Here is a 13,723-nt window from a genome sequence, read left to right as displayed (position 1 = left end):
GGCGAGACGCCAGCCAGCTCAAGTTCGGAAGTTTGGGCTCCATCCCTCGGCAGTTCCAACGGCTGTGGCGCTTGCTTGCACCAGCAGCTTGGAGGACAGGGGCATTTACTATCGTGGTGACGCTGAGTGTCACACGACGGCTGTTCCGACGACTTCTCGCAGGAGACGGAACACCCGTGCGAGTGTGAGCAGCCCCCAGCAGCGACCTCGTCGTGGTGACCACTAGAATCGTCCGCGGCAGCCACTGAGCAGGCGCCTAGCTGGCAAAGCCAGTGTCCCTGCTCCGTGCTCGACAACAAGGCGAGCAGCACCCCAAGCAGGGCGACTCCTCGCTTCGTGTTGTGGTAGCAGCGGAACAAAGGTCATTTCCCTGAATCGATAATGCAAGAGCGCATCGTCTGCCTCTTGTTCTTTTCAATCGGGTCGGATCAACCCTAAGTTTAGCCAAATCGCGATCTTGGGGCAAACCCGCTTTGTCCGCGGAAACGCCGCATCCTGGCCTACTCTGACTCGAACGGACGGACAATGGGCCACTCTGTCCGTGGCGGCTGTCGTCTGAAGGGTTTCGCCGTAATCCCTCAGCCTACCAGATAGCTGGCAAGGCTCGTCAATTGAGAGGCGCGGACACCTGACCTCAGCTCCGGCTCGGCAGAAGGGGCATGACGCCACCTCCCGCCATCCCCCTCACGTCGGCCCATACGGCGGGGCGAGGCCGACGTGAGGGTGACAGCGGAAGGGGCGCAGGGCGAGGCATAGGCTGGGGAGGGGCTTGGCATGCCTGGATGGCCACAGGTGGGCTGGTCGGCTGATTGAGTGTCAATCATGCCCCGACTACAATTCGGGTTGCTGTAGAGCTAAGCACCCATGCTGAGGGCCACCCTATGCTTCGTAGTTTCGAATGCTTCATCGGCAGTCGAAAAGTGTAGCGCCCGGCGGGTATGCGATGAGTGCTCGAGTGGCAGGTCGGAGAGGTCGTCGTTTTCGAAATCGAGGTCCCACAGGAACCGCTCGTCGTTAGCGTCCAACAGACCAATCCAGCCTTCTTCGGATTCAAACCCCGTGACATCTTCGTGCGCGTCCAGGGCGTCCACGACCGTTCGTCGCAAGTCGTCCCGCTCTGCCTCCTCAACCTCTCTAAGGATCATGGTCCTGACCTCGTAAAGCACGCTTGCGAGCGTCGCCTGCGACCAAGCTGTCAGCGGCAGGCACTCGGCCGTCTCGTGGAAGAGATGCAGGGCGACGATTTCAAGCGAAGCTAACTGTTGGGACCCTGCTCATTCGGTCGAAAACCGTGGCGCCTTCGAAGCACGACTCTTCGTCGTCAGCCGCACCGACGCTGAGGTCGCACATGAAGAGGATTGCCTCCCGGTATAGCTTGGCTTCGTTGCCTGAGAGAACCAGTTTCCCAGATTGAGCGTGCCACGTCATTGAATTCTTCCCTCGTCAGGTGTCATGGAGCGAGTCCTGACAATCGCCAGCGGCTTGCCGCCTTCCAGCTCATTGTCGACGGAAGCCGAAACGTCCCGACTCTCATGTGCAAGGACATCAGATGTTGCTTCTCAGAGAAGATTCTGCGGATAGCCATTATCCCCATCGACACTTAGTGCCGTGCAAAGCCTGCGGGGGGTGTTTTCAGTTTTCTAGGCGGATGTTCGCGCATCCGCTGGTAGTCGCTGAGGTCGATCTCGACAATCGATATCGCGGCCTGGAGACCTCCGTGGTCGTGCTTGAGCACCCGCTGATGCCTTTCCCTGTAAGGAGCACTGACAACCGATCCGCCAAATTCGCCGCTGTTCACGATGGCGACGTGTTGAAACATGTGCCAGCTGAGCGACGTCGCCATCGTGTCAAACGTCGGCACGTCTTTATTGTTCGCCGCCACAATCAGCATATCGGTTTGGTCGCGCAGGTCGGCGGCGAGTGAGAGGTCCGTCGCGTCGAAGCAGATCGCCGCGGAGATCGCGAACGGTTTCTGATTCGCAAGGCCACGGACCTTGAGAACATGTTGGTGGGGGCGGTGGGGGAGCACACCCAGTTTCGTTTCTTCCTCGGTGAGGTGGTGCTTTCCCTGCAACAGCCGACGAAAGCTCCGGCCCGATTTCCGGCGCTCGGGGATAAGCCACAATCCACTATTAACGAGGCCGCCTCGCCGCGCGTCGTTAAAAAACGAGAGGCCGCAGAAAACAATCGCTTGCGTCGCGTCGATGAAGCGTTCTACGAGGTCTAAATCGTCTAGGTGAACGCTCAGTTCGGGGAGCACCACGAAGTCGACGACTGCCTTCTTGTCGTAACTAGGACGCAGCGCCAAGTGCTCGTAGGTTAGGCGGAGCATTGAGGCGAGGTGCCCCCGATGCACGGGCCGGAAAGCGCTCGACCCGAGATCGGCCCCGTGTGCTATAAAATCGTCACGGGTAGGTCGGACGGTCTGCACGAGCGCCATCGACAGCGTTGGCGGAGACTTAAGCTCAAGGCGTAGGTCGCAGTCATACACGGGAAGGTCGGTCGCGCGACCAAACATCTTTTTGAGCACCGTTAGCCGCGAGCTGACTACTTTCAGCAGGCCGTCCACGGTCCGGAGTTGGGTAAACTCGCCGTCCGGATCAACGCGGCTGCCTGGCCAGCTAAGCAGATGCGCTACCAGGGAAGCGAACCAGGGAGACCGGCTGGTCGTGTCCCATTCCGAGGCCGATAAGTCGGTCGATAGGCCGTGCTGGCGCTTGAACCAAGAACTCTTGAGGCCGGAGTAGCCGTCACGATACTGCGACAGCTCGAAGCTCGAAGCAGTGAAGTCATTGGAACCCAGAACAGCGGACCGGAGGAGCCGCCCCAGCGCGTACAGCTCCCCCCGTTCCCCGTTGGCCCACGTCGGATTGACATAGCGAGGGTCGGCATGTTTGCTGTCAATTTGATGCACGCCGAGAGTCTGCTTGCGACGAGGATTTTTTAGGGTCCGCCAGGGCGCGTTGATACTGAGCCGCAAGCTTTGCGGTTGCAGTTGTTCTTGGTGGATCTCGCCCACTCTCAAGGCTTCCGCGAGCTTTTTCAGGAGCTGCAGCGCTGCCGTTTCCTGTGCGAATGGGTTGTCCCGCGCCCCCATTACTTCGCCAAGAGTTGCGTTCCTGCCAAGATCGGTGGTTTCGTGTTTGTCGCGCTCGTCGTCGTTGGGTAGTGTGGCAATCAGCGGCACATACTTCCGTTTCGAGGAACGCTTCGCAATTAGATGCGCACGAAGATCGATCGCAATCTGAAGATTCGCGAGCACTAGTCGTTCCACCTCGTGCGGCGCTTCTTCAGGCGTCAGGGACAAGAAGTACTTTCTGAGTCTCGTGAGGGTTTTCGACCGATGGTTACACAGTTGGTCGAGTACGAGAAGGAGTGGCAGCAAGCGGCTGCCGTCGCCTGCTAGAGAAATGCCGCCTTTCGCAACTTTGAGTAGAGCGATATAGTCGTTGCCGATCGTTTTGCGGAGTGCGGTGGACGGCAACGGTATGCGACCTACAGACAGCAGGAACACAGCCGCCTGACGCGCGACAAACCATGGCGTGCGAGCCTCTCTCAACAGCTCTTCAGAAAAATCCGCAAGTGACTCCCGGTACCCCTCTAAGTCGGCCTTCTCCGGCAGCTCGGAAGGAGACGCCTCGAACCCCGTCTCAATCACCCCCGCCTTGAGCAGCTCGCCGGCGGTGTACCACGCAGCGGCCTGGTCAAATGCCTCCTCTTTACCGTCCTGCTTCTTGAGTCCGTCCGGCCCTATTACCGACCGAAGCGCTTCGAGCACCGGCTCGATCAGCTCTGGCGTAGGGCAAAGGTTCATCGCATGTCGTAGGACGATCACAAGGGAAGGATCGCGACTCCACATCCAAACCATCCGCCGCGCCGAGGACTCGACCTCCGCGTCGAGCCGTCTTAGAGCCGTCGAGCGTACTCCGGCCGGCTCAGCCGCAAGCAAGAAACGGCGAGCCCGGAGTGCCTTGAGCTGTCGAAACGCCGCGAAGCGCGCTACGGTGTCGTCGCGCACGCTGTGGCGAGGGGCGTGTATCCGCTCCAAAGCAAGCGTCTTGTCGTGCTGGTCGTCCTGCGGCTTTGCTTCCGTAGCGCCTCCGACGGCTTCACTGTTACCAACGGTGTTCAGTAAGCCGTCGAGGGCTAGCCCCGCCTCTTCGAGCGACTGGAGATCGATCGGGCCACTAAGCTTGTCCTGGATCGCCGCCATCAAGACCGGTCGCATCGTCCGACTCTCCACCTCTTCATGCGTGGCGAAAGCCGACTTTCCATCATTACACTGCTGCCCTTTGATATACTTCGTCAACTGCTTGTTTATCCAGTCGCCGCACAACCGTGGTATGTCTTCTCCATCGGAGGCGATCGGTCCGGCGACCACCAGTCGGATGTCATCGACGTACCGGCAGTAGTCGAGGATACGCCACCCCTTTCCGACGTCCGGCTTTGCTCGCTTAATCGTTCGGGCCAGCCTGCGGTCAAAATCGACCATGTACGCGTTGCTAAAGAACCCGGCGGCGACGAGCCCCTGGGGAAGCCCAGACGGCAGCTTCTTGCTCTTAAGCAACGTTTTAGACTGGGCGTCCGACTTGTCCCACGTCCAGGCAAAGCAACTCTTAACGGCCTGCCAGAAGCGAAGGTCGTTTCTATGCCCCGCTTCCTTGGAGAGGTTCTTCAAGGCGGCGATTGCCTCGTCGACTGGAATTGCGTCGTAGAAACCTTGTAGGTCGATCGTAACTACACCAAGCTCAGCGTCCTCCGGCGTAAGTGAAAGTTGCTGACGGCAGATGTCGATGGGGCGTTTTAGGAACGCTTGGTAGTCTAGGTAGTACTTGCGATAAAGTGCTGCATTGCCCCACGTGAAGTGACCCGATTGCGGCGTTGCGTCACCGCTGACCCAGTCGACCAAAAGTCGATTCCCATAGCTTGTGACACCCGCCTTCCTCGCGTCTGCGGTCGGTAGGTCGCTGTCGCCTTGAATGGTCTCGACACAGTCCGCCAAACAGATCATTACCGCCGTCGCGAGCACCTGGTCGCGTAAGGCTAGGTGCGCCAGCGGTCGGACGAACTTCTTTGTCTTTGGCCCCGGTTGCCACGCCCCGTCTTTGAACACCCACGGATAGAGGTCCGACTTGGGCGCCGGTACCAGTCGCATGGGCGAGGGAGCAAAGCGCTCTGGTCCATCGCAGATATCTTGACGGAGCACATCGATATACTCCTTAAGATCGACTGCCGACAAGTCGAGCTCAAGTATGTCCGCAAACCAGCTCTTTGAACGAAGGTAACTGTGTGTCTTCTTCCAGGCCTGCACCAGGAGCGCGGGGTGCGTCAAGCACTCCCACGTCGGCTGTGGCCGGGTGAATGGGTCCCAGGTTGGTCGGCGTTTTTTAGCCAAGGCGGCAGACCCTCCAGTTACGGCTTTGAATTCGGCATGGGCTCATTGACCTTGCCGTCGTCGATCTATCACCCCATCGTCGTGGTTCTACACCATCGTTTTAGTCCGTACGACGGCGACAGCGAGGTGTCTTCTCGGAAGCACACAGTTTAACCTCTGACACGCGACTGGTGTGGAGGTCTATTCGCCCTCGGGCCAGTAGCCTCGGCTAGAGCAAGCCAAGGCGGGGGTAACGCACGCCTGCAACGACGGATTTGGCGGCTCCCTCCCCTCTGTATGCTCACTCCGGGACGGGGCAGGGCCAAACCGACAATGGGACGGTGGGAGGATGCGGTGGCGTACAACCGACGAGTCCCACCGAATCAGAAATCGCGTTGCTCGACCCATTCCGAGGAAAACACCGATTAGTCTCGCACGAGGTCGCTCCTGCGTACCGGCGGGGTAAAGTTGTGGCCTCAATTGCAAAACGCAGGGACATAAACCCTAATCTGCTTGCAAGTACGGAGATTGCCGCAAGGGGCGTGTTCACTCCTAAACCGCGGGAGCTGGAGGTGCGAAATCATTGAAACATCCTGTAACAACTCTGCCCTTGATCTTGTCCGCTGTCTTATCTCAGCTAGTCGGATATCTCTACCTCTTGCTCAGCTTGCACAATTAGTTCCAGCACCTCGGCCCTGACTTCTTCGTAGACCGATAATTCGCCGCCCGTCGCTTCGAAGGTTACGGCTAGCGTATAAGCGGCTGATGAATCGGGCGAGGTGTTCCAGCCCTGGTGCCCCCGCACCGCGATGCAAAAATCCCTCGGCAGGTTGTAAGAATTGATATAGGCCCAGTCCTTTTGCAGTGTGCCCGCACTGCGGTTGGCGCCGCTCAGACCATACTGCACTTGCGGGTGTACCGTCCAATTGAACGTCTCGCGCCCCTGGTTCGCATACTCGGCTTCGCGCTTAATCGCGCGCTCCACGAATGGTTCCAACAACTCGTCCCGTCGGTTGGTCACCCAGTCGAGCCAAGTCGCCTGATAGGCGTGCTTTCGCCGCGTCCGCCGCGTCGCGGTGGAGTAGGAGAGCGTCACGTCAATCCGTATCTGGTGATCTTCTCCGGGGCGCCGCAACCGCTCCGGGACCGGCACCTGATAGATGTGACAGCCGCCTGCTTCGAGCTTCGTCTTACCGCTGGTGATGAGCGTGACCCGCTGATCGGTGTTGGTTGTCGCCCGGTCGAGGTCGGGGATGCCGTATCCGATGCGTCGCAAGAGGGCGGCCTGCTCGGCGGGCGAGAGGCCGTTTGCCCAGGCCGGCCACCGCGCCGACTGGGCAATCAGCGCTCGGTAGAGCAGGCAAGGTTCTTCGGGCAGCACCGCTTGCAGGCGGGCCGCAATCCTGGCGACCTGCGGCGCCGCGAAAGAAGTCCCTACGCAGTCGCGGGCGTGTGCGGGTCCGCCGTTTCTTGTCGACCGAACCAGTTCTGTATAGCAGTTGGCGCCCACATCAGGAGTCGCCACGGCCGGCGGAGCGCCATCGCTCACCAGAAAATCGCCACCCTGCTCGACGACCTCCGGCTTGATCACGCCCCAAATGCCCGGCCCCGAGCGACCAAAAGCCGAGGGAGCGCCGCTGGCCGTAGCGATGCTCCGCCAACCGTCTTGTTCAAGCGTCTCGATCGCGACCGACCCGACGGTCATCGCCTGCAAGCTCTGCGCCGGGTTGGCGAGCCGGCAGGCGGGCTGATCGAGATAATCCGGGTAGGGCCTTCCCGTCTCCAAAAGCTGCGCCACCCCAGGGCGTGGCGCGGGACGATCGGTCTTGAGATTGCCCGTGCTTTGAACGACGAGAATGTCGTTTTCGTGCGAGAGGCGGTCGATTTCCGCCGCCCAAGCCGACATATGCGTGGTGCGGCAGGGGCTGTCGGCGTTTACCGACTGATTAAAGAGTCGCGTATTGCCGACTCGGTGGAAATGCTCGACGACTTGCTCCAGCACTTCAGGCGGAAACATCTCGCGTGGCATCTCGCAACGACCGTTCAGCACTCGAGCGTTCTGGAGGCGAGCTTCGAGGGGCACGACCCCCGACTTGGGAATTGTGCGGCCGTACAACACGGCGCCGGCGACCCGGGTGCCGTGTCCGCCGCCAGCGACATGGTCCGCCACCGAATCGGCGTCCGGCGCCGGCAAGAAGCTCTTCGACACGCTCCCATCGACGGCCGCCGCCAGCCAGCGGTGTTCCTCCTGAATGCCGCTGTCGATCACGCAAACCACCGGGGCGTCGGGAGCTGGAGCCTGGAACTCTATCTCCGCCAGTTGGTCCTCCAGGTCGCGGGCCTGCTGCTGCGGCGTCTCGATCTCGTCCGGCTCGGTCACCTCGAATACATAGGGGTAGCTGAGCACCAGGTCCTTGAGCCCCCGAGCTGCGATACGCACGCGGAGCGTGAAGCTATCGGGAACAGGCACGGCCTTCTCGTACTCGCCGAGCACCTCGGCGCCGTAGTGGTCCGTGATCCGCTTGACCTCCGCCCGACGGTCCTCACGCAGCTCGTCCCAGCGGTCGTAGGCTGCCTGAACCTCAGCACGATTCTTTTCTTCGTGCCGCTGGTTCGTCTCCGCTTTCCAGTGAGCGCGTGGCTTGAACGGATTCGGGGCCGCCCAGTTACCGGTGCAGGCGATGCCGACGTCGCAGATGTATAAGGCGTCGTCCTGCATTTCGGGCCACTCCGCGAAGAGGCGCTCGGAGAGCACGCGCCGAAGCCGATCTTCTTGCGTGTCGCTGTCGAGCAGCTCGTGGACCTTCGCGATGTTTCCCGATCCGGTCCCCCCTCCCGCAAAATCCTTCACCTTCTGCCGAAAGAGAGCCAGATCGACGTCTTCCGAAGCGACAATCACATAGCCATCCTCTTCCTCCGCCACGACCTCGAATGCGAACTGCCGACGCAGGTCGTCCAGGTCCAAGGACGTATCGACCTGGAGCACCAGGGGGATGCCTGCTTCCACCTCCGGCGCGTCCTGCTCACGTCGGGCCACCTGAGTTTTTCGCCATGCGTCGGACGCCGCCGTCAGGCTCGACAGGAGTGTCGTCGAGTGGCTCTTGCGATTGCGACGGAATTCTTTGGTGAGGTCGGCGTCGGAGCCGCCTCCGGTGAGGCGCGCCGGGCCGTGATGCTTAAAAACAAGCGGGAGGTGCTCGAACTGGTGGTCGGGTGGCATGACTTAGGCGCCTGCTGCGTCCTCTCCTTCGCAGCGCCGATCGGCGATTGCCCCTTCCAGCAGCGTCTGTGTGACCACCTTCTTACCCTCGAGCACCGCCGCTTTGGCCGCGTCGCGCGCGACTTTCACGACGATGGCCGCCGAAGAGCCGGCTAGTTTGCCCACCAAGGGACGCCACTTGACGCTCGGCGAAACCTCGACCGCGCTGAGCGTCATCTTCAGGAGCTGCTCGATTTCGGCCGGACCCGGGGGAGGGACCTCCAGGATCTCGTCGAAGCGGCGGAACAGGGCGTTGTCGAGCTCGGTGTCAATGTTCGTGGTCGCCACCAACAGGCCCGGGGCGTCGTACTCTTCCATCAATTGCAGGAGCGAGTTGACGATTCGGGAGGCCTCGCCAATGTCGCGGCCGCTGGTGCGCGAGCGGGCGATGAAGTCGCACTCGTCCAGCAGCAGCACGCAGGGACGCTCGCGGGCGGCGTCGAACACGGCCCGCAGGTTTGTGGCCGATTCCCCAAAAAACGACGAGATCAGGGCGTCGAAGCGGACCTTCAGCAGCGGCAGGCCGGTGTTCCACGCCAGCCGCTGGGCGCCGAGGGATTTGCCGCAACCGGGGCGGCCGTAGAGCAGGATTCTCTTGCGATTGCGGAGACCATAGGCGCCCAAGCGTTCGCGTGCGGCGTACTCGCGCTCGACCCGCGCAAACCGCTCCTCGACCGCTGGCGGGAGCACCATGTGGTGTTCGAGCGACTCGCGCGGGAGTACCGACAGCAGCAGCTCGCCGCTGCGCCGGCTCAGCGGCAGTTCGCGGAGATGACTCCCCGGGTCCTGCGTAGTCGGGCGGGATGGTTTGGCGGATTTGCCCCCCGCGAGGATCTGCGACAGCTCGCCCGCCAACCGCTCGTGGCCGCGCTCCCGCTCCGTCTCGACGACCCGCTGGGCCAATCGCGACAAGTCCTCCTGCGACCCGTCAGCGATCGCGCGGACGATCCTCTTGATCATCTCGGCTTTCATGCGTGGGCGCCTTTCCGGGGTTGGGGGGTGTCTTTCTCGGCGCCGGTGGTTCCCTCTAGGACGTACCGCCAGCCATCGCCTCGCTTCTCGGAGCGGATGGCGTGGCCGCGTTCGCGTAGGGCGAGCACATTGCGCGAGACGGTGGGCACCGACACGCCCAGCTCCTCGGCGATCTGCGGGGTCGAGTAGCTCCCCGTCGCGATGCAACGGAGGACCGCTTTGAGGCGCTGTTCAATCTCGTAGGAACGCTCGTAGGGCATGGATTGGCTCTCCTCGGGTTTCCGCTCTGCTGGTTCCTCTCCTCAGTACTCTATCGGTCGTTGATAGACTTACGATTAATTTTCCAGCAGCCGGGCGTGGGAGTCAACGGGCGAAGGATTATAGCGATGAGGGGCCACCGGAATCTGCTAAAGAAAGCCGGTGCGGAGGTGGCGGGTGTGTGCGGGCTTCTTCCCCTTCCTCCGCACGGCCCCAATCGGCGGGGCGAGGGCCATACGGATGAAGGGAAGGAAGCCGAAGCGAGATTTTGCGAATCTAACGTTTCAGCAACCGGACTCGCGTCCTCGAAGCCGAAGGATACGGCCTTGTTCAACTTTGGCCGTTCCAAGCCGTCACGACATGCACGCTCGAATCGCCGCTGTGGATATCGCTAACTTTCCTTGCCAGGGAGACGAGGTGGTCGTGGTGGGTGAAGAAGAGCACTTGCGTGCGAGCCGACAATTCTATCAGCGCCCCCAAGGTCGCTTCCGCCCGTGCATCATCGAAGCTCAACAAGACATCGTCAACAATGAAGGGGACGGGCTCGTGATGGTCGAACCAGTGTTCAAGCGTCGCCAGCCGCAACGCCAGATAGAGTTGATCCCGTGAGCCTTCGCTCATCCCTTCCACGCGTAGCGGGCTACTACCATCCGCCCGTACACCGACCAGAATGTCATTCCCGGACTCGTCGTAGTCGGCTTTCAAGCCTGCGAACGCTCCGCACGTCAACTGCTGGAAGCGATCGCTCGCCAGGGATAAGACGGGGCCTTGCGAGCGTTCTTGGTACCTTTCGATGGCGCGCCGTAAGAGATTCGAGGCCACCGTCGTTACAACGTACTCGCGCACGTCTTCTTCTACCTGCGTAAGCAACGACTGCCGCAAGGCTTCTTTCTCCGCGGCCGCATCGCCCCCGTCGAACCTCGTCAGCGCACTCGCTTCACGTTCCGCCGCCGTTAGCGACGCCTCTCGCTGTTCTCTCAGCCGAGTTACAAGGCCTTCCACCTCTGCCATCTTGCTCGCTAGGCGGTCGGGGTCTTCCGTCGTCGCGTCCTCCTGGAACTCGTCCAACGTCTGCCCACCGCAATGCGGCGCGAGTTGTGTCTTAAGCTCCTCGACTTGCTGTTGCAGCGCTCGCTTTTGAGCAGAACGCTCGATTGCCTTTGACAGTTCCTGAGTGTTCGTGCACCCCGCTTCGCTGAGGAGGCCATCCAAGACCGCCTGAGACTTCGCGGCGCTCGCCTCGGCGTCACGCACCAGCCCTTCCTGCGTTGCACGCTGTTCGGTTAGCGTCTTGACCTGTTGATCGACGCGACGCGCTTCGCTGACCCGAGTGTTTAACGTGGCGACCAGCTCTTCTACCGGCCGTCCCGCGAGGTCGGGGGCGATGACGGACGCGAGTTCTTGGGCGGCCAGGGAGAATTCTTCGGCAGTCTTGTCGATTCCGTAAACCCTCCCCCGAAAACCGTCCGCCTCGTCCAGTTCGCGGAACAGCTGATCAAGATTCGAGAGCATGGACTCGGCTTCTTCGGGTAACGCGTCGGCCGGCAACTGGAGCAGAGCCATCGCTTCAGCCCAAGAGACCCGCCACGCGCTTAGAAACTCTTCCGCTTCGCGCAGCTCCTCGCCAGCTTCGTCCGATTCCACTTTCACCCGCTCGATGTCCGCCGCTAGCTGCTCTCGACGCGCCCGCTCGCTCCGCAAGCTCTCGATGTGGTGTTGCGCGAGGTCGGCGAGCCCATCCAGGCCCGTTCCCTTAGCTTCCGTGCCGACGGCCGACAGCTCTTTCAGCAAGTCGGTTCTTATCGACTCGCATCGTCGCTCGTCCGCGTCGAGCGCCTCGGACTGCGAAGTGACCTCGCTAGCCGACTCCAGCAGCTGGGCGTGCTGACGCAGCCACGAACGCATCTCGGGTGGCGAAAGGGGAGTCAGACCGCTTGAGGCCCATCGGCTGTTCCACTCCTCGGCGTAGCGACGCTGCTCGGCTTCGGCTGCCTCAATGCTCGACGTGAGGTTCTGCCTCTGACGGCTAAGCGAGTCTCGCTGAGTGACCAGTTGGGCCTTCGCCGCAACATGGTCCGCCTCACGCCGCAGGCGATCGACCACCTTGTCCGCCCGCAGCACGCTCGGCCCGAGGGCCGACGATAAAGCTTCTCCCTCCCGGACCTCGCCGATGAACTTCTCAATTTCCCGCGATTCCGGCGTTCGCCCCTCAAGGGTGTCGACCGCGAGCCGCACGCCACGATCGCGGATCGCTCGGGCTTCCAGAAGCTCTGCTTCGGTGGGAACCACGTCCCCTTTTTCGAGAGCCGCCAGCTTTTCCAACAGGCTGGCTTCGCTCTCGGTATTCTCTTGCATTCGTTCCTGAAGGGCGCTGAGTCGCGTCGTGATGTCGCGTCGCCGCTCGTCGAACTCTTCGACAGCCGCCTCTGTCGGCGTCTTCATCCGTCGCAGCTCATCCAGCGTGCCACTCCACAACGGAAGACGAGCGAGCGCCTCGTCCGCTTCACGCCGGAGGCGATTTATCGTGTCCCGTCTTGCCTCGAGCCCTGCGAAGACATCGAGCAACGAATTCGCTTCCGCCAGTGCTTGCGTGAGCCCCTTGGTTTCGCTCCCGACAGATGCGCCGGTAAGCTCCTGCTCAAGCGTTTGGAGTCGCTTGCCCGACTTGGCGTTCAGCTTCGTCGCGCTGCTGAGCCGCTGCACGATCTCGCCGTGTTGTTTCGCCAGCGTGCGGATCGTGACCTTCTTGTGGTCCGCTAAGCGACTCTTCTCGACTTCTTCTAGGGAGACGCTCCAGCCGAGCCTATCGACCGTCTGCCGGGCGTTGTTTCGGGCCGCTCGCCTTCTCGCTTCCAGCGTGCCGCGGTCTTCGGCGTTCTTCTCGTGGCTTCCGAGTCGTCGGTAGAGCTGGTCGATACGTTCTTGCTCTCTCAGGACCGCCTCGGGCGTCTGAAGTTCTGCCAATTGTTTATTGACCCGCTCCAACTGCGACTGTGCTAGCCGCAGAGTTGAATGAGCTAGACTCAGTTGCTCGTTTGCCTCCGTGCGCCGCTTCTCGGCGTCCACGGGCAGCAAGACGGCTTCCTCCAACGCCTGGAGGTCTGCGCATTTCGCTTTCCAACTACTGAGCGTTGGCCACGCCGCGCTGATTCGTGACAGCCGCTCCTTGGTCGCTTCGGCGTCGGCTAGTTCAACTCCCAGTCGCTCCGCTTGCTCCAACAGCCTGGTTCTCTCAGCGTCGTGCCGTCCCCATTCCTCTGAAGAAACCTGGGCTTCCCGCACCTCGGCGCGGAGCTGGTCTAAGCGCGACACTGCGCTGTTGATGCTCGGTTGTTGGGCCCGAGCCCTGAACAATTGCGACGTTTCCGTTTCGAGCTTCTGCTGGATCTCGCGCAGGTGGGAGACGCCGCCAGCGGCGAACAACAACTCGCCGACCCGTCCTTCCCCGCGAATCACCTCTTCTCCCCCAGCGCGAAGCCGCTCGTGGTCGATCCCGAAGACCGAACGGAAAAACTCCGCGTCGACCGCTCCCAGAAATCGGTCGAGCACGCTCTCGTCCAGCTGCTTGTCGTCCTCGCCGTCCCGCAGCGTCGCCTTATTCCCTTTACGCCTCACGCACTCCAGTCGCTGGTCATCTCCCCGAACCAGCACGCCGCCAACCCGGAGTTGCCCGTAGCTGTGCAGGAAATTGTCCGCCGTCCTCGAGGGGACGCCGAATAGCAGCGAGTGGATCGCCCGCAAGGCCGAACTCTTACCCGCCTCATTGGGCCCGTAAAGAATGTTGAGCCCCGGGCGTAGACTCACGGAGCATCCCGTGAACGGCCCGAACGCCGTGAGTCGCAATTGCTCAATGTGCATCG

General features: G+C 61.5%; 6 protein-coding genes. All 6 read right to left on the bottom strand.

Features of this window, described 5'->3' with window-relative positions; all coding sequences use genetic code 11:
* Nucleotides 1-854: 854 nt before the first annotated feature.
* The gene (locus Spa11_RS09415; protein ID WP_145111272.1) at nucleotides 855-1,145 is read right to left on the bottom strand and encodes a hypothetical protein; all 291 of its coding nucleotides are present in this window, start codon (nucleotides 1,143-1,145) and stop codon (nucleotides 855-857) included.
* Between the two features lie 455 nt (nucleotides 1,146-1,600).
* Complete coding sequence (locus tag Spa11_RS09410) at nucleotides 1,601-5,155, bottom strand: RNA-directed DNA polymerase (RefSeq protein ID WP_145111270.1); 3,555 nt, start codon at nucleotides 5,153-5,155, stop codon at nucleotides 1,601-1,603.
* An 856-nt stretch (nucleotides 5,156-6,011) separates the two neighbouring features.
* Nucleotides 6,012-8,594, bottom strand: a complete 2,583-nt coding sequence (locus Spa11_RS09405) for a S8 family peptidase (protein WP_145111267.1) — start codon at nucleotides 8,592-8,594, stop codon at nucleotides 6,012-6,014.
* Nucleotides 8,595-8,597: 3 nt separating this feature from the next.
* Entirely contained in the window at nucleotides 8,598-9,605 is a 1,008-nt protein-coding gene (locus Spa11_RS09400; RefSeq protein ID WP_145111264.1) for an AAA family ATPase, read from the bottom strand.
* Nucleotides 9,602-9,865, bottom strand: coding sequence for a helix-turn-helix domain-containing protein (locus tag Spa11_RS09395; RefSeq protein ID WP_145111261.1), 264 nt, complete (start codon nucleotides 9,863-9,865; stop codon nucleotides 9,602-9,604). The genes Spa11_RS09400 and Spa11_RS09395 overlap by 4 nt, the downstream gene beginning before the upstream one ends.
* Nucleotides 9,866-10,193: 328 nt before the next feature.
* Entirely contained in the window at nucleotides 10,194-13,721 is a 3,528-nt protein-coding gene (locus Spa11_RS09390; RefSeq protein WP_145111258.1) for a YhaN family protein, read from the bottom strand.
* Between the last annotated feature and the right edge of the window lie 2 nt (nucleotides 13,722-13,723).

Origin of the sequence: Botrimarina mediterranea (assembly GCF_007753265.1) — a bacterium.
Classification (GTDB): domain Bacteria; phylum Planctomycetota; class Planctomycetia; order Pirellulales; family Lacipirellulaceae; genus Botrimarina; species Botrimarina mediterranea.
This window is presented reverse-complemented; position numbering and strand designations above follow the sequence as displayed.